The organism is Brevundimonas vesicularis (assembly GCF_900445985.1).
Classification (GTDB): domain Bacteria; phylum Pseudomonadota; class Alphaproteobacteria; order Caulobacterales; family Caulobacteraceae; genus Brevundimonas; species Brevundimonas vesicularis_D.
In genome coordinates this window covers 1,505,958-1,522,396 of record NZ_UAQP01000005.1, presented here as the reverse complement: position 1 = coordinate 1,522,396, position 16,439 = coordinate 1,505,958, and the positions used below count along the sequence as shown (strand labels likewise).

The window sequence follows — 16,439 nt, the reverse complement described above, 5'->3', positions numbered from 1 at the left end:
GGGTGCGGGGCGTTTGGCCCCGTTCAAGGAGGCTACGACATGAAGACCAATCCCCTTCCGGGCCTGATCGGGCTCGGCTGCGCCAGCGCACTGACCCGCGCCGGCGGCGGCGTCGAAAAGATGGAGCTGATCCCGCTCTATTTCTACGACGACGCGTCCACGACCCAGATCGTCGGGCTCGGTTCCGCGGTGGAGCAGACCCGCGCCGACGGCCCGGGGCACAATCGGGAACTCAACCCGATCTACACCTACGTCGATCCCTCGGTCGCCCGCATCGGCGGGGCCGCGGAGCAGACGCGGGCGGACCAGCCCAGCGGCAATCGCGAGCTGATCCCGGTCGAGCGTTGGACCGCCTGAGCGCGACGGCTCCGACGGGGGGCGACGGCGGCGACGCCGCCGCCCCTGCCGTGCGCCTGTATTTCGCGCCGGACGTTCACCACGCCTGCGTCGGTGGTGACGCCGTCCTGCTCGACGTGCGCGGCGACGGTTATCATTGCCTGCCGGACGGCGCCGCCCTGTGCCGGCGGCTCGCGGGAGGCGGTCTCGTCCGGATGAACGGCCCTGTCTCGGCCCTGATCGCGGCGGGGTTGATCGGAGCGGAGCCTTCGCCGAAGCCCCGGGTTCCGCCGGCTCGCCCGGTGCGTTCCGTGATCCACGCCGGAGGGCGTCTGGACCTGATGCGGGACCTGATCCCGGGGCTCTGCGCGATGCACGAGGTGCGGGCCGCCCGGCGCGGGGCCGGCCTGTCGCCTTATGTCAGTCTGGGCGGCGCCGAGCCTCGTGACGACCCTATGGCCGCGATCGAGGCCGGTCGGCGGTTCTGGACCCTGATGGCCTATTTGCCGATCGAGGGGGAATGCCTCGTCCGGTCGGCGCTGCTGGTCCGTTTTCTCCGGCGTCAGGGGCTTCGGGCCGACTGGGTGTTCGGCGTGCGCCTGTGTCCGTTCACCGCCCATTGCTGGGTGCAGGTCGGCGAGGTCTGTCTCAACGATGATGTGGAGCGGCTCGTGGCCTACACGCCGATCATGGTGCGATGAGCGGCGACGCCGGCTATCTCCTCGTCGCCGACGCCGCGGACGCCCGCGATCCCGCCGTCGAGGCGGCCCTGGCGGCGCTACTGCGGAGCGGCTGGACCCTGCGGCTCGACGGCTTCGGTCTGAGGATTCTGACCGGACCGCGTTTCCCATGGCCCGTCGCGCAGGTTCATCGCGCCCATGCCCTGATCGGGGAATGGCGCGGGGAGGGCGCGCATCCTTCCGCGATCGCAGGCCGCTTCCCCGAAGGACGCCCGCTCGGCGCGGGCCTCATGAGCGAAGGCTGGGGCGCCTATCTGATGGTCTGGCGAGATCGCGACGGCCACCTGAACCTGGTGCGGGATCCGACCGGAGCGGTGGATGTGGTGTGGTGGCGGCGAGGTCCCGTCACCTTGGTGACCGACTGTCCTCCGCCGGCGCTCGACGCCGTCTTGCCGGACACGCTCGCGATCGACTGGCCACAACTGGGCGCCCTTCTGGCGACGCCTTCGCTTCTGACCGACGGATTGCCCCTCCAAGGTTTGACGCCGGTCGGCTCCGGTTGCTGGAGCCGGCCGGACCAAGACCTTCCCGACGAACCCCTGTGGCGGCCGGCCGACTTCGTCCGTCGGGGCGCCGACGACGCCCCGGACGCTCTCGTGCGGGTCGTCGATCGCACCATCGACCGCACCATGCGCTCGCGTCGCCGGGTGGTCTCCGAACTCTCCGGGGGACTGGACTCGGCCATCGTGGCGGGAAGCCTGAGGGCGACGGGGCACGCCGAGCGCGCGGTCTTCATCAACTACTATGGCGACGACGCCGAAGGCGACGAGCGTCGTTACGCGGAGGCGGCCGCGGCGCTGAGCGGCGTTCCGCTCGAGACCGTTCGCAAGCCGGTCGAGGCGATCTCCGACGCGGACTTCACCACCCTGGCCTCCGGACTCCGTCCCGCCCTCCAAGGGGTGGACCCGGCCTATGATCGGCACGCCGCGGGCCGACTGGCGGCGCTGGGCGCCGACGGCCTGTTGACGGGACAGGGCGGCGACAGCGTCTTCTTCCAGGCCCCGGATCCCCTCGTCGCCGCCGACCGGTTCCGCCGCCAGGGCTTGCGCGCCCTCAATCCGGCCTATCTGGCGGCGGTGGGCCGCTGGACCCGCCACTCCGCCTGGACCGTCGGCCGACTGGCGGTGCGCGGCCGGACGCAGACCGGATCGGGGCCGCGTCACCGGTGGCTCGACGACGCGGCCGAGCTTGCGCCCGCCAAGCGGGGGCAGCTGGAGCGGTTCGTGAACTGTCAGCTGTTCTGGACGGACTGTCTGAGGGCGCGCCAGGCCCCGCTGCTCAATCCCTTCCTCAGTCAGCCGGTCGTCGAACACTGCCTCGGCGTGCCGTCCGACCGGCTGACCCTGGGCGAACGGGACCGGGGCCTGGCCCGCCTGGCCTTCTCGGAGCGCCTGCCGCCCTTGATCGCCGAACGGCGGGACAAGGGCGATCTGAGCCACTTCTACGGCCAGGTCGTACGGGACAGCGCGCCGGCGCTCGCCGCCTTCCTCCTGGAGGGACGACTAGCGGCCCAGGGCGTCCTCGACCGGGCGACGCTCGAGGTTGATCTCGACCCGGCCCGCCTGCTCTGGCGCGAGGGCGCCAACGCCCCGTTGCTGGCCGCCGTCCTGGAGGCCTGGGCGCGCCACTGGGAGGGTCGGATCGCGCGTCGCCGGACCGAGGTAGCGCGCCAGCCAGTCGAGGATGTGGGCGTGTAGGTCGCGCAGGTTGCCGGGGCTGGCGAGCACATGGCCCTCGCCATAGTAGGTCAGCAGAGCCGCGTCCCGGTTTAGTCGGTAGAGGACGCCGAACAACTTGCCCATGCGCGGCCGCTCCAGATCGCTTTCGATCAGCAGGGCCGGCACCCGCAGGTCCGCCGCCGAGAACAGCGGGCTCATCTCGACATAGCGGGCGGCGTCCGCCGGGAAGGCGCCGATCGCCGCCTGGCCTGTCTCCGCCCAGCCGGACAGCTGGCCGATGGGCACGCCCTCGTCGGGTGCGGAGCGGAAGAAGGGCGGCAGTTCGAAGGCGCTGATCAGGTCGGCGTAGCCGTTGGAGGCGATCACCGCCGCGACCCGGTCGCTGTGGGGCGCCGCGTTGAGCACATTGAAGGCCCCGTAGCTGTGACCGAGCAGGGCGTAGCGGTCGGCCCGGACCCGGCCAGTGGCGCCGGCCGCATCGGCGATGGCGTCGATCTGCGCGGCAAGGGCCGCGCCGGACCAGCGCCCATCCGGCGGGTTCGGCAGGCTGACATAGAGAACCGCATAGCCGCCCCCGGCGATGACCGCCGGATTGTTCTGGAGCATGGCGGAGCGGCGCGTGAGCGGTGACGGCGGACGCGACGAGACGCGGCCGGGGTAGACCTCGACGACCAGCGGCGCCTTGACCCCTTCCGGCAATCCCGGCGGCAGGAGCAGCCAGCTCTTCAGCGCCTGGCCGGCAGGACCGGTGTGCGCAACTTCGATGATTTCGCCCCAGTCGAAGGTCGCGCGATCGAGGTTGATCTCCGCCAGGGTCAGGCCGGCGTCGGCGCGATGGAGCCGGAAACGGGCGGATCCGTCGGCGGAGTCCTGACGGGCGACGACGAAGGCGCCGTCAGGGCTGGAGGCGACGCGGGTTTCATCCGGTTCCAGCGGCGAGACGCAGACCGGCGCCGCGTCGATCGCGGCCTTGGCGCAGCCGTCGCTGATCAGGGTGCGGCCGGGGGTCGCCTCGCGCACATAGGCGGCGCGGAAGCCGGCGTCGCGAGCCTCGCCGAGGTCGCTGATCCGGCCGGCGACGTCCGGGCCTCCGTTCAGGGACAGAAGCCGGTCGCCGCGCTCGATACGGGTCTCGCCGTTCCAGTCGACGAGCCGATCGCCCGTCTGGGCCGGGATCGGCGCGAGACCGCCCGGCACGCGCCATTGGGCGACGCCGGCGTCATCCAGGACCCGGAGCACGGGCGTGTCGCCGAGCCAGCCGCCCAGCGCCACCGGTTCGTCCCACGGGCTTCGCTCCGTCGCCGGCTTGTCCGCGAACCTGGAGACCAAGCCGTCCAGCCCGATCGCGACATAGGCGCCGGACCGCTCGAAGCCGGCTTGGCCCACGTGGCGCGCGAAGGCGAGAAGCCGACGGCTGTCGGGGCTCCACGCCATCAGATAGGGGCCGTAATCGAGAGCGGGGTCGATCCGGGTTTCGGCGCCGGTGTCGATGTCGATCAGGCGCAGGGCGCGTCGGCGGATCGGGTCGCCGACCAGGACCGGGCGATCGGGATCGGGCTGCAGATCCTCGCGGTCCTCCAGCACGGCGATACGGGCGCCGTCCGGCGACAGGGCGAGATCGAAGATCGCACCCGCGGCGAGCGGCGTCTGCGCGCCGCTACGCACATCCAGGCGGAGGAGCGACAACGGTGGGCGATGTTCGCGGGTGTCGCGGGCCGAGCCGCTCGGAATGAAGGTGCCGCCGACGGATCGGCCGGACGCTGTCGCCGCCCAGAGCGCCGCGATACGGTCCTGGGCCTGGAAGCCGGTGCGGGCGATCTCGGGCAGCTGTCCGCCCGGCTGCACGACGACGAGCAGTTCGTCGACGGTTCGCCAGAGCGCCGTCAGCCCGAGCCGCGGGTCTTCCGGCGCGAGCGCGGTCCAACGGACCGCGCCGGTCTCGAGCGACAGGACGCCCAGCCGCCAGCTGTCCGGCGTCAGCTCGTAGACGATCAGCCGGCGACCGTCGGGCGAGAACCGTCCAGCCGTATAGCCGGCGGAATGGTCCGGGGTCTCCAGGGTGCGGACGACCTCGCCAAAGCGCGCGTCCACGATCTGGACGGCGCTGAGGAGGCGGTCGGTGTCCCTGGACAGCTTGTAGGAGGGCGCGCGGTCGTAGCGCGCCCGGCGTTCCAGCGCGATCCAGCGGCCGTCCGGACTGACGCGCGCATCGCCGAGACTCTCCTGACGCAGCAGGGCGTCGATGGTGAAAGGGCCGGAGGACTGGGCGAGCGCGGGACAAGCGAAGGCGAGCCCGGCCGCAAGGCCGAGCATCAGAACTGTGCGGTGCATCACCAGCTCCGGGTCAGCTGGAGCGAGACGTAGCGGCCGATGACGTCCGAGTTCGCCGCGTCATAGGCCACGCCTTCGGGCGCGTCGTAGAAGGGCGGATCACGGTCAAAGAGGTTCTGGATCGTCAGGGCGACGGCCGTCCCGGCGAACGGACCCGTCTCCGGCGCATAGCGCACCTGAAGATCGGCCGTGGTCCAGGAGCCGATGCGACGCCCGGAGGTGTCGGCGTAGTCGGAGACATGATCCACCGCTCCGCCGAGGGTGAGCGGGCCCCTCGTCCAGCTGAGATGGGTGCGACCCCGCAGGCCCACGGGATAGTTCGGTCGATCCAGCTGGGAGACCACGGGGGAGGTGGGCGTGGCCCGGGCGTCGAAGCGCTCCAGCCAGGTCAGGCTGCTGGTCAGATCGAAGGCGTCAGGGCCGACCGCGAAGGCGTAGGCGACCGTGAGGTCGGCGCCCTGGACCTGGACGCTGGCGGTGTTGACGTAGCGGGCGTCGACGATGGCGCCGTAATCGGTGGCCGGGAACAGGTCACGCAGGTTGGTGGTCGGCAAATCGAGGATCGCCTGCATGTCGGCGCGATCCTGGGCGTTGTTGGCCGGATCGATGATCCGAACGAACGGGCTCAGGGTGGTGTCGCTCAGCGCGGTGAGGATGTTCTCCAGAGCCGGTTGCCCGATCCGGTTCTCGAAATCCGTGCGGAAGGCGTTGACGCTGATCCGGAGACCCTGAACCGAGGCGGGCTCGAAATCGCCCCCAACCGTCCAGGTGTCGGCGGTTTCGGGCTCCAGATCCGGATTGCCGCCATACAGGATCATGGTCAGGATCTGGTTGGGTCCGCGGGGCAGGATCGAGGGACTGGCCGTCGCCGCGTCATTCACCTCGCGCAGGGCCGGCGCCCGGAAGGACCGGCCGTAGTTGGCCCGCAGGCGCGCGCCCGCCATGGGTTCCCAGACCAGACCGACCTTGGGGCTCGTCGTCTGACCGACATCGCCATAGTCCTCGAACCGGGCCGCCAGCGACAGTTCGAGCCGTTCCAGTCCCGGACGGCTGTTGCCGGCCCCGAACAGGGGAATCCGCGCCTCCGCATAGACCGCCGCCACGTCGCGCTCGCTGGCGTTCAGCGCGCCCAGGACGGGCGCGATGCCGGAGGTGAAACTGTCCACCTTGCGGTCGAAATTCTCGCGCCGGAGCGCCGCCCCGACCGCGAGTTTCAACGGGCCGCCGGGCAGCTCCAACAGGTCGCCGTCCAGCATCACGTTCGCCGTGGTGATGCGGCTCTCGCTCCACAGATGGGTCCAGCCGCCCGTGATGAAGTCCAGCGCGGCCTGCGGATTGACGTTCCCCGCCCCGAACGGATTGAGAAAGCCGTCCCTGGCGGCGCTGTAGCCCGTGGCCGGATTGTCCGCCAAGGCGCCCAGCGCCTCGCGCAGATAGGTCGATTGCAGCGTGCCCGACGACCCGAAGCCGGCTTCTTCCGCGCCGTAGGCGAGATAGCTCGACAACCGCCACGAGCCGCCCAGGTCGAGATCGGCGCCGATCGTCGCGGACAGGGTCTCGACCTCCCCGGATTGCACCGGGTTGGGCGTCTGACCGGCGAAGGAATAGGCGATCAGGTGCGAATTCGCGCCCGTCGGGGATTCGAAGAAGGGGTTATTGCGGTTGACGGTCAGCAGCGTGGCGATCGGCGACGATCGGGTCTCATAGTCGCGCCGGGCCCAGCGCGCGTCGCCGGACAGGGTCAGCCGGCCGCCGAGATCCTGCCGTCCCGCCAGATAGGCGATATGGCGGGTCTGCCGCGGAAAGACGTTCATGCCGAACCGCTGATTGGTGCGGTTCTCCTGCCCCGGCAGGAAATCGCCCGGAGCCAGGTTGGTCCCGTCCTGACCGCCCGGGATGGCGAAGGCGGAGACATAGGCGCCCGACGCCGGGTCGATCACCATGATGTTGCCGGGGTTGCTGTAGTTCAGTCGGCGATCCGATCCGCCGAAGCGGCGCAGATCGGCGTCACCCGCGCGATCGCGTTCGGCCGCGGGCAGGGCTTCGCGGTCCTGGTATTCGTAGACGCCCATAAGACTGCCGCTGCCCCATCGCCGCCCGATCGTCTGGGCGAACAGGACATCGGAGAAGGCGCCGTCGGCGGCCGTGCCGTAGCGCGCTCTGGTCTCGGCGCCGTCGTAGTCGTCACGCAGGACCACATTGATGACCCCGCCCACGGCGTCGGCGCCGTAGAGAGCCGAGGCTCCGTCGAGCAGGACGTCGATCCGCTCAACGGCGGCCGTCGGAATCGACGAGACGTCGGCGAAATCGCCCTTGGAGCCGGTCCCGGCGATCCGCCGGCCGTTGACCAACACCAGGGTCGCGTCGCTGCCGAGGCCGCGCAGGTTCACCCCATTGGAGTAGTTGGCGTTGGTGCCGCTGCGGTCGCCGCCGTTGCTGAGGGTGGCGTCATTGGCGGTGCCTGCGAAATTCTGCGGCAGCGCCGCCAGGGCTTGAGCGACGGTCGCGTGGCCGTCGCGATCAATCTGGTCGCGGCTGACAACCACCACCGGCGAGGGGCCGTCGAGCACCCCGCGCAGCAGGCTGCCCGTGACGACGACCTCGTCCAGCTGGACGGCTTCCAGCTGTTCGGCCTCGGCGCGTTGCGACGGGTCGATGAGGACGAACACATTGGGCCGGCTCCGTCGATAGGTCAGGCCGGTGTCGCGCAGGAGCAGCGCCAGCGCCGTCTCGACGGAATAGTCGCCCGAAAGTGACGCCGAGGCCCGGTCCGCCACCAGGGCGCTCGGATAGAGGATCTGCTGACCGCTCTGGCGAGCGAAGGCGGGGAGGGTGCGCGCCAGCGGCCCTGCCGGGATGTCGAAGCGACGCGCGGACTCGGCCTGCTGGGCGCAGACCGGCGTCGCCGACGCCATCAGAAGCGCCGCGAGCGCCGTTGAAGTGAAGCCCTGTCTCATGTGTCTCCCCCGGTTTCTTATCCGCATTGATGCGGGACCGGGAGGAGACGACCGGTCGCGGGCCTTACCCTAAGTCCGGGGTCAGATTATTTTTCGATGCGCCCGAAAGCACCACATGACCGTCCTCGGCCCGTTCGGCGGTGAGCGGATAGAGGTCGCGCAGCGCCGCCACGAAACCCTCGACGTCGCCGGCGTCGAACACCCCGCTCACCCGGATGGAGGAAATGTCCCCGGCGCGCAGTTCGATCGGATGACGGGTGTAGCGGTTGACCTCAGCCACGGCGACGCCGATCGGCGTTTCGTGGAAGGTCAGTCGGCCCGCCGCCCAGCTGGTCGCCGCGGGTAGATCGGTCGTGACCACCCGGGGTCGGGGGACGGACGTCACCAGCTGCTGTCCCGGCTGCATCGACCAGCGCCGGTCCGCCTGTTCGCCCTCGCGCACATCGACCCGGCCCTCGACAAGCACCACGCGTGCGCCCGTCCCGAAGCGCCGGACGTCGAAGCTCGTGCCCAAGGCCGTAACCTCGGTGTCGCCGGCCTTGACGACGAACGGCCGGTCCGGGTCGCCCTCAACGTCGAACCGGGCCTGGCCCGTGACGAGGGTGACCAGCCGGCGGCCCCCGGTCAGGCGAACGTCGATCCTGGAGTACGTGTCGAGCGTGATCGTCGAGCCGTCGGCCAGTTGAACGACGCGGCGTTCGCCGACCTGGGTGAGATAGGGGGTCGGCTGCTGCGCTGACCACAACCACCAGCCCACGGACAGGGCCGCGATCGCGGCGCCGACGGCGCCGACGGGGGCGAGAACACCGAGCAGGCGGGGGCGGGCCCTGCGGCGGGAGGCGGCGCGGGTCCGGGCGTCCGCCGAAAGCGCGGCCATCTCGGGTTGGTCGGCCAGGGTGCGACTCGCGTCCCACATCGCCTGCATGCGGTCGAAGCTCTCGGCGTTCCTGGAGTCCCGTCGCCAGGCGCTGAAGGCCTTCACGTCCGCCGTGGTGACCTTGCGCTGGTTGAGCCGCGCGAACCAGTCGGCGGTCTCCTTGCGTCTGATGTCGGCGTCAGCCTCGGTCGTCATCAGTCTTCGCCTAAAGGTCCAGCCGCAGCGCGCAGTAGTCGAGCGCCTTGGCCATCCGCCACTCCACCGTCTTGACGCTGATCTCGAGCTCCTTGGCGATCTCGGGATACGTCATACCGTCAAAGCGGCTCAAGACGAAGACGTCGCGGTAGAGTTGCGGCATGGATCGTATGATCTGGGCGAGCAGAACCTGATCGAACTGGGGCGCGCCTTCGGATTCGGGGGATTGGAGGTCGGCGTCGCTTGGCCGACGGCGCCTATGTTTGGCGTCATCGCGCACCAGATTGAGGGCGACCCGGAGCAGGAAGGCGCGGGGATGGGCGATCCCGCCGTCGGCGAAGGGCGCGATGCGGATATAGGTTTCCTGCACGACGTCGGCCGCATCGTCCGGACCGATCCGAGCCCGGAGGCGACGGTTCAACCACGCAGCGTAGCGGCGGTACAGGCCGTCCAGGCCGCCGCCGACCTCCGCATGCAATGGCTTCGCTTCGCTCACCCTGCCTCTCCGACCGCAATTCAGACGGCTGGAATCCGGGGCGCGAACGGACAGCCGGGCGCAGGCGCTCACACGCCTGACACGGTGATCCGGTCAGCGACAGCCACGCCGCGCGTGGGTCGTCGAAGAAGATATCGCACAGGGGATTCCAAGCCCCTGCCGACGCGTAGGTCGGCCTGGCGAGCATGAATTAAACGGAATCCCGACGCAAGCGGGAGGGGTCGGGCGTTGGAATCCTCTGCGAACGAGGCCCGTTACTTCAGCGCGCAGCGCCGCCTCCGTCAGCGACGAACCCCGGCTCCGGCTGTGCGCCTATCTCGCGGCGCCCGACGGCCCCGCTGTAGTCGCGACCTGTCTGCGGTTCAACCGGCGGGGAGGCTTCCGTCCCGCAAGAAACCTGCGGGCGACCCGCAATTCATCGACGTTGCCCGGGCGCGAACCCGCCGTGTACGGAGGGAGTCGGACAACCGGTGGTGTAATATGGAAGCTGTATCCGAAGATCCGGGCCGTGGATCGCACGCGGTCACCCTGAGCCCGCGCGAACAGGAATGTCTGCAATGGGTCTGTCGCGGGAAAAGCTCTTCCGACATCGGAATCATTCTGTCGCTGTCGCCCCGCACCGTGGACAGCTATCTTGAGAAGGCCTGCTCCAAACTCCGGGTCCGGACCCGGATCGAAGCGGTCGCCTCGGCGGTCCGGCAAGGTCTGATCGACCCGGGATGAGGGGAGGGGGCGGGCCAGGAACTTCTGTGATGAAGCCCGGCGTTTCGCCGCCGATCGCCGCCGACGTTTGCACGTCCCCTGGCTCTTGATCGGCGCCTATCGTTCCCGGAACCCGCCGCCGGCGAGTCTAGATCGGCCAGCCCAAGCGCGCCAGCCGGGCTTGACCCCCGGCAGCAGTGGAGCAAGACACCCAGATGGCTAAATACGCGCCGCTCGCAGCCTTTCTCCGACGTCAGAAGAGCGCCGAGGTGGACCTGTCCTTTCGGGACATCGAGCGGATCGTCGGCGGCATTTTGCCCAAGGCGGCGTCGCTGGAGGTTTGGTGGCGCGTGGATACGGCGAGGGCGCCGATGCCCCAGCATCTCGCCTTCGCCGAGGCGGGTTTCGTCGCTGAACCGCGGACGCGGGCCGAGACCGTCCGTTTCATCCGGATTGCGGCAGGCGGCGCCCCAGGGAGCGAGGCGCGGCTCAGCGCGGCGAAGACCGAGAGTTGACGCCTGTCCGCTCCGGGCAGACCTCCGATCAGTCGGAGCGCCTGCCGGAGCGGTTCAGATCGGCCGGTCAGTTATGGTCGGCGTGACCTTGGGGAGCCGGAGCATCCGAGGGCGCCGGCGCGGGCGGCGCGGGTTCGGCGGGCGGCGAAGCGTCAGACTTCATCTTGTCGCAGCAGCTCATGGCGGCGTCAGCGGCCATGTCCTTGCAACAGTCGCAGCCTTCGGCGGCCAGGGCCGCTCCAGCGCTCAGGGCCAGGATCGCGCCGGCGGCGGCCAGCAGGTTGGAAACTCGCATCGTCGTTCTCCTAGTGAACCATGAAGCTGACAGACCCGGACATCTTGTGCCCGTCCGCGCCTTCCGCCGTCCAGGCGGCCCTGTAAGTGCCCGCCACGAGGCGGGGCAGGGCCACGCTGACGGTCGCGGCGGCCGGCGCGGCAGGGGCGTTGACGACGACCGGGGCACGTCCTTCGGCGGTGAGGGTCACGGTCTTCAAAATCATCGCGTGCGGGAAGGTGACGCTGAAGCGTTCGGGCGAACCGGATGTCATGGCGCCATCGGCAGGGACGGTGACGATGCCCGATTGCGGCGCGGCGGCTTGAGCCGGCATGGCATGGCCAGCGTGCGGGTCTTGGGCGGCGGCCGCTCCGGCGAAGGCCAGGGCTGCGGTGAGGACGAGGGTGCGGATCATCAATGATCTCCTTCGGTTAGAACCAGGCGTTGAGACCGACGACGAAGCGTGTGTCGTCTATCTCGCCGCCTCGGGCTTTGATGTAGTCGGCGGTATCGCCGAGCGCGCGGCTCCATTCGACGCCGACGTAGGGGGCGAGCTCCTTACAAAACTCATAGCGGAGACGCAGGCCCGCTTCGACCGAGGACAAACCGGAACCGAGCTCCAGTTCCGGAATGTCGCTGGCGGAGGCGTCGATTTCGAGGCGCGGCTGGAGGATCCAGCGCCGGGTGATGCGCTGGTCGTATTCGGCCTCGACACGAGCGGTCAGGTTCCCCTCGGTCGACAGGAAGGAGGCGGCGTCGATCTCCCACCAGTAGGGCGCCAGACCCTGAAGGCCGAGAACCAGATGCGTCGTATCATCGCCCTCGAGGCGGAAGTCCTGGCGCACGCCGGGCTGGAGGTCTCAAAAGGGCGTCACAGCCGGCTGTAGCGCCTCGGATGATGATGACGAGGACCACCGCCCAGGGGCATCAACCTAGACCGGCGCGTTGAAGGTCAAGGTCGCGTTGTTGGTGACAAACCGCTCTCCGGGTTGCGACGGCGCGTCAATAGTTACCGCGACCAGCATGATGGGGCCGCTCACGCCATCCTGAAGCTTCAACCGGCCGTCGGCGTCGGTGACGACCGTGCGACGTTCGCGAGGGCCGAAACGGATAGTGACGGGGTGCGCCGCTAACGGCTCACCGTTTCTGATCAGCTGAAAGCCGGCGGGCATCGATTGACCCGGTTCGAACAGCGGCAGAAACTCCACCTCCAAACCCGTTGGGCCCTGCGGGATCGGGGTGCAGGTCTGGAAACACACGAGAGATTTCGCTAGGCGGCGCGATCGGATCTGGAGCGTCGCGCCAGCGGGAAGCAAACGATGGACTGTCGCGATGTCCTCCGCCGAGAACGGGTGCTCGTCAAGGTAGGTCTCGACCTGGTCAGGGCGCCAGTTGGACTCGCCCCAAACCGTCTGAAGAGTGACCGCGGCCATGCCCTCGTCGGCGCTGGAGACGGTTAAACGGAGGGATTGCCGATGGGCGTCCACGGCGACTTGGGCGGGCCTGCCGTTCACCATCGCTCGTGCTTCTCCGACCCGCGCCAGCGGCGAACCGACATTGAGAGCGGGAAAATCTGACGACGAGGTCGCGTGAACGATAAGCGGTTGTCCGGCCGGTCCGACAAAGCGCTCGGGGATGAGAAAGAAGTCGTGGGCGACCGCGCCGCCGGCGACGAGGCTGAGGCTCGTGGCCAAGGTCAGCATCAGACGAGTGTTCATGAGATGGGGCCTTCTTTTGCGTGATTTCAGCAGGACGCGCCGAGTATCGGTGGGATCAGAAGCGAGCCGTCAGTCCGACGTAGTATCGGCGTCCGACCAGATCGTAGGTGGACGGGTCGGTATTGGCGGCGATCGCGGGCGCATAGACGGGCGGCTGTTCGTCCGTCAGATTGTTGACGCCCGCGCGAAGTGAGACGGTCGAGTTGATCTCAAATCCAGCGTTCAGATCGAAATAGTGGATGGCGTCGATGACTTGGCTCCGATTGTTGAAGTTCTCGACCTCGCCTTGGTAACGCCAGCGCAGACCGAGGGTCCACGGATCCTGAGTCCAGTTCAGGGTCGAGAGCGCCTTCCATTCCGGGAGGGTTAGACCGAAGCTGTTGGAAACGGTGCCTTTGCGATCGGTGTAGGGGCCGCCCGGGATGTCCTGCCGCTCCCATTCCAGCAGCCGGGTGCCAGTGACGTTGAGGGCTAGGGCGCCCCAGTCTGGTGCGCCTATGTCGGTCAGATCGAGCCGCCAGTCGATCTGGAAGTCGATCCCCTTGGTCTTCAGCGTGCCCAGGTTGGCATTTGTCTCGAACGTGCTGGTGATCTGGCCGGAGTTCGGATCCCGGCTGAACAGGCGGCAGAACACGTTGTTCGGATCGTAGGTCGGGTTGGAGACGCCGTCCTGATTGTAGCAGCGGCGCAGCTGTTCGGTCGTCGAGACCGTGCCGACCACCTGCTCGATGGTGATGTCATAGTAGTCGATGGATCCGGATACGCCGCTAAGCCACGCGCTAGACAACGGCGACTGTAAGATCGCGCCGACCGTGAAGGAGTCCGCGGTCTCCTCCTGCAGGTCGGGATTCCCGCCGGTTACGCCCGACACTTGCGAGTTGGAGAAGGTGTAGGAGTCGATCACCTGCGCCGGGACATTCTGCGCCAGACAGAGGCTCCGCACCTGGCCGGCGTTCGCGGCGCCGGGCGCGCGATAGGCGCCGCGGATGTCGCAGGGGTCGCCGGAGAACTGCCGCACCCCGGTCGAGGACACGGGTACGCCGATCGACGGGAAGCTCAGGTTCTGGGCGGCGAAAAGCTCCCCGATCGAGGGCGCGCGCACCGCGCGTTGCACACCGCCGCGCAGCCGCAGCCCGTCGATCGCCTCCCAGCTGAGGTCCGCCTTGTAAGACGCGACCTGTCCGATGGTGTCATAGTCTGACACACGGTAGCCGAGGTTGGTCTCAAGCTGGCGAATGAACGGCAGGTCGGCGAGCAGCGGGATCAGTACCTCGGCATAGAGTTCCGACACCGTATCCGATCCCGACAGCGGCGTGCCGGAGTTGCCGGCCAGTTCAGGTCCGGTGACGCCGTTAAGGGTAAAGGTGCTGATCAGCAGGTTGTCGGGCGAAAAGTCGTAGTTCTGCTCTCGGTAGGCCGCGCCGACAGCCGCGCGCACCTCGCCGGCGGGCAGGGTGAACAGCCCACCCTGCAGATTGGCTTCCACTACACGCTGATCGTTCGTAGTTTTATTGCGCGGCACCCGGCTGACATAGGCGATACAGCTGGCGCTCAACGGATTGGCGCCGAAGGGGTTGAAACCGCCGGTGCAGAGCGACGCGCCGCCGTCTGACGCCTCCAGGAGCCGCTGAATGGCGGAGCGAGAGAGATAGCCAGTGTAATTGGTGTCGTTGTCTACCCGGCCATAGGTCAAGTAGGCGTCGTAGGTCCAGTCGCGCAGACCGACCAGATCGCCGCGTAAGCCCGTGGTGATCTGGTAGACGCTGTAATTTTCGTTCTGGCGGCGCGGACCGAGCTCGTTGAATCGTTTGTCGAGGCGGAAACTCCCGGCCGGATTGGGTCGCGAGTTGAGGACACCGCGCAGTTCAGTAGGAATGAACGGATTGGTAGATGGGATACGGAAGCCCGTAGTGGGGCCGGTACCCGGGTTGGACGCGAGCTGGTTGCCGGCCTGATACTGAGAAAACAAGACGTCCGTGTAAAACTCGACCGCTTCGGTGAGCTCGTAGCTCGCGGCCGCATACACATTGTACCGGGTCTGGGGAATAATCAGATAGTTGCGATCAACGGTGCTGTAGGTGAAGTCCGTCTGCTGCAACGGACCCGGCTTGCGGAACCCCTCATAGTCTATACCGCCGGGACTCACGTAATCGCGCGCGCCCTGATAGGTGAACAAGGTTCCGTTGTTGTTGAAGCCGAACGTATCGCCCCGTGCAGCGCCGGAAACGGCGGCGTTGACGGCGGCGGCTGTCGGCAAGTTTGAGGCGTCGAACACCGTCGACCCGAGCGGCGAGGTGCCGGCGAACCCGCCGATGAGCGAGAAAGAGCGACTGGCGTTGAGCACGGACGCCCGGTTGGAATAGCTGGCCGAAAGAACAGCGCGACCCCGTCCCTCGGCGAAGTCCCCGCCGAGCGTTAGGCTGACCGCCTCCGCCTCCGCGTCGCCCTGGTCGGAGGCCCCGTACTGAGCGTCTAGCTTGAAGCCTTCAAAGCGGCGGTCGAGCAGGAAGTTGAGCACGCCGCCCACCGCGTCCGATCCGTAGGTCGAGGAGGCTCCGCCCGTGATCGTCTCGACGCTAGCGATCAGGGGGGTGGGCAACAGGTTGAGATCGACGACCGACGAGGCGTTGGATGGGACTATCCGGCGCCCGTCGAGAAGAACGAGGGTTCGCGTCGATCCAAGACCACGGAGTTGCACATTGGCTTGGCCCGCCAGATTTGGGCTGTTAGAGGCCGCGTTGCCCAAGGCCGTGAACTGCGGCAATTCGTTGATCAAGCTCTCGATGTTGACCGATCCCGTCGCCTGGAAATCCTCTTGGGTCACGGTCACGATCGGGCTGTTGGCGATGTAGTCCTGTCGGGCGATGCGAGACCCGGTGACGACAACAGCTTCCAGCTCTGCGGCCGGTTCGGATGACGATGTCTCGGAGGAGGGACGGTTTTGCGCCGCGACAGGCAGGGCCGTCGCTGTCGCCACGATCGTGATTCCGGTCAGGACAGAGGAGGCGACGAGCCGGCTCCTGAAAAACTTATTGGCCAATGGTTTCCCCCTAGCGACATTGCGGCCAAATCGCGGCCCCTCTTTGTTGACTACGCGGCGTCTCCTCCCTTCCCTCATATGTCGCGAATTTTTCAGTCGACCGGGATGGTCGGAGCTCTCGGACGCGTCGAACAACGCTTTCCAAGCCGGTGGGGATTGCTCGAAGAGGTGCAGAAGACCGGATATCGGCGCTCGACGACGGTCGAGGACGTTAGTGCAGTACCTCGCCACCGACAGGATCGACCTGTCTAAGCTGGCCTGCCGCGTCCTGGACGAAGACTTCGACGGTCTCGCCCTTTTCGATCAACGTGGTAGCGCGGACCAGGGCTGACTCGATGGCGTCGACGCTGAAATCGAAGTGGCCGGCGTCTCGGCCATCGCGGAGGACGCGCCAATCGCCTTCGCCTCGAATGACTGTGAACTGGATGGTGTCCGAAAGCGCCGTCAAGAAACTGCTCCAACTGCGAGCCTGGGTGACGATGGTTTCAGCTTACCCGACGTTTCGGGAACGGTTCAAACCAAACACCCCTCAAGGTTGACCCTCGCCGCTGGCGTCGCCGAAATGGGGGTACGGAAGGC

At 68.0% G+C, this 16,439-nt stretch carries 13 protein-coding genes and 2 pseudogenes; 5 read left to right on the top strand and 10 right to left on the bottom strand.

Features of this window, described 5'->3' with window-relative positions; translation table 11 throughout:
* The first annotated feature begins 39 nt into the window (after nucleotides 1-39).
* The 3 genes and pseudogenes from DT343_RS07545 to DT343_RS17885 all read left to right on the top strand — a co-directional run.
* A complete protein-coding gene (locus tag DT343_RS07545) occupies nucleotides 40-357 on the top strand; it encodes a hypothetical protein (protein WP_112862326.1) in 318 nt (105 codons plus the stop codon).
* Nucleotides 345-1,037 (top strand): lasso peptide biosynthesis B2 protein, encoded by a 693-nt coding sequence (locus tag DT343_RS07540; RefSeq protein WP_055808242.1) that lies wholly within the window; start codon nucleotides 345-347, stop codon nucleotides 1,035-1,037. Before DT343_RS07545 ends, DT343_RS07540 begins: the two co-directional genes overlap by 13 nt.
* Nucleotides 1,034-2,578: pseudogene (locus tag DT343_RS17885) on the top strand (asparagine synthase-related protein); the annotation flags it as partial. The gene DT343_RS07540 and the pseudogene DT343_RS17885, both read left to right, overlap by 4 nt.
* On the opposite strand, the gene DT343_RS07530 reads toward DT343_RS17885, so the two are convergent.
* From DT343_RS07530 to DT343_RS07515, 4 genes are all read right to left on the bottom strand, one after another.
* A complete protein-coding gene (locus DT343_RS07530) occupies nucleotides 2,579-5,086 on the bottom strand; it encodes a S9 family peptidase (RefSeq protein WP_112862324.1) in 2,508 nt (835 codons plus the stop codon).
* Complete coding sequence (locus DT343_RS07525) at nucleotides 5,086-8,043, bottom strand: TonB-dependent receptor (protein WP_161638706.1); 2,958 nt, start codon at nucleotides 8,041-8,043, stop codon at nucleotides 5,086-5,088. Before DT343_RS07525 ends, DT343_RS07530 begins: the two co-directional genes overlap by 1 nt.
* A gap of 64 nt (nucleotides 8,044-8,107) precedes the next feature.
* A complete protein-coding gene (locus tag DT343_RS07520) occupies nucleotides 8,108-9,115 on the bottom strand; it encodes a FecR family protein (RefSeq protein ID WP_112862322.1) in 1,008 nt (335 codons plus the stop codon).
* A 10-nt stretch (nucleotides 9,116-9,125) separates the two neighbouring features.
* Complete coding sequence (locus tag DT343_RS07515) at nucleotides 9,126-9,611, bottom strand: RNA polymerase sigma factor (RefSeq protein WP_112862321.1); 486 nt, start codon at nucleotides 9,609-9,611, stop codon at nucleotides 9,126-9,128.
* Between the two features lie 480 nt (nucleotides 9,612-10,091).
* On the opposite strand from DT343_RS07515, the gene DT343_RS07510 reads away from it, so the two are divergent.
* Both DT343_RS07510 and DT343_RS07505 read left to right on the top strand, forming a co-directional pair.
* Entirely contained in the window at nucleotides 10,092-10,334 is a 243-nt protein-coding gene (locus tag DT343_RS07510; RefSeq protein ID WP_082503529.1) for a response regulator transcription factor, read from the top strand.
* A gap of 194 nt (nucleotides 10,335-10,528) precedes the next feature.
* Entirely contained in the window at nucleotides 10,529-10,828 is a 300-nt protein-coding gene (locus DT343_RS07505) for a DUF7662 domain-containing protein (RefSeq protein ID WP_112862320.1), read from the top strand.
* Between the two features lie 67 nt (nucleotides 10,829-10,895).
* On the opposite strand, the gene DT343_RS07500 is transcribed toward DT343_RS07505, so the two are convergent.
* The 6 genes and pseudogenes from DT343_RS07500 to DT343_RS07475 form a co-directional block, all read right to left on the bottom strand.
* Nucleotides 10,896-11,123 carry an ammonium transporter family protein gene (locus DT343_RS07500; protein ID WP_112862319.1) on the bottom strand — a complete coding sequence of 76 codons (228 nt, stop codon included), beginning with the start codon at nucleotides 11,121-11,123 and terminating at the stop codon, nucleotides 10,896-10,898.
* 10 nt (nucleotides 11,124-11,133) lie between these two features.
* On the bottom strand, nucleotides 11,134-11,517 hold the full coding sequence (locus tag DT343_RS07495; protein WP_066551011.1) for a copper resistance CopC family protein: 384 nt from the start codon (nucleotides 11,515-11,517) through the stop codon (nucleotides 11,134-11,136).
* Between the two features lie 16 nt (nucleotides 11,518-11,533).
* Nucleotides 11,534-11,950, bottom strand: a pseudogene (locus DT343_RS07490) (copper resistance protein B); the annotation flags it as partial.
* Between the two features lie 84 nt (nucleotides 11,951-12,034).
* Nucleotides 12,035-12,820, bottom strand: coding sequence for a DUF4198 domain-containing protein (locus DT343_RS07485; protein WP_082854036.1), 786 nt, complete (start codon nucleotides 12,818-12,820; stop codon nucleotides 12,035-12,037).
* Nucleotides 12,821-12,875: 55 nt separating this feature from the next.
* Nucleotides 12,876-15,860 carry a TonB-dependent receptor domain-containing protein gene (locus tag DT343_RS07480; protein WP_066551013.1) on the bottom strand — a complete coding sequence of 995 codons (2,985 nt, stop codon included), beginning with the start codon at nucleotides 15,858-15,860 and terminating at the stop codon, nucleotides 12,876-12,878.
* A 211-nt stretch (nucleotides 15,861-16,071) separates the two neighbouring features.
* Complete coding sequence (locus DT343_RS07475) at nucleotides 16,072-16,308, bottom strand: hypothetical protein (RefSeq protein ID WP_066551015.1); 237 nt, start codon at nucleotides 16,306-16,308, stop codon at nucleotides 16,072-16,074.
* Nucleotides 16,309-16,439 lie beyond the last annotated feature (131 nt).

Coding starts and splice junctions, on each gene's coding strand:
- DT343_RS07530 (WP_112862324.1), bottom strand. CDS start 5,086: ATGCACCGCACAGTTCTGATGCTCGGCCTTGCGGCCGGGCTCGCCTTC.
- DT343_RS07545 (WP_112862326.1), top strand. CDS start 40: ATGAAGACCAATCCCCTTCCGGGCCTGATCGGGCTCGGCTGCGCCAGC.
- DT343_RS07510 (WP_082503529.1), top strand. CDS start 10,092: ATGGAAGCTGTATCCGAAGATCCGGGCCGTGGATCGCACGCGGTCACC.
- DT343_RS07525 (WP_161638706.1), bottom strand. CDS start 8,043: ATGAGACAGGGCTTCACTTCAACGGCGCTCGCGGCGCTTCTGATGGCG.
- DT343_RS07505 (WP_112862320.1), top strand. CDS start 10,529: ATGGCTAAATACGCGCCGCTCGCAGCCTTTCTCCGACGTCAGAAGAGC.
- DT343_RS07495 (WP_066551011.1), bottom strand. CDS start 11,517: ATGATCCGCACCCTCGTCCTCACCGCAGCCCTGGCCTTCGCCGGAGCG.
- DT343_RS07500 (WP_112862319.1), bottom strand. CDS start 11,123: ATGCGAGTTTCCAACCTGCTGGCCGCCGCCGGCGCGATCCTGGCCCTG.
- DT343_RS07520 (WP_112862322.1), bottom strand. CDS start 9,115: ATGACGACCGAGGCTGACGCCGACATCAGACGCAAGGAGACCGCCGAC.
- DT343_RS07485 (WP_082854036.1), bottom strand. CDS start 12,820: ATGAACACTCGTCTGATGCTGACCTTGGCCACGAGCCTCAGCCTCGTC.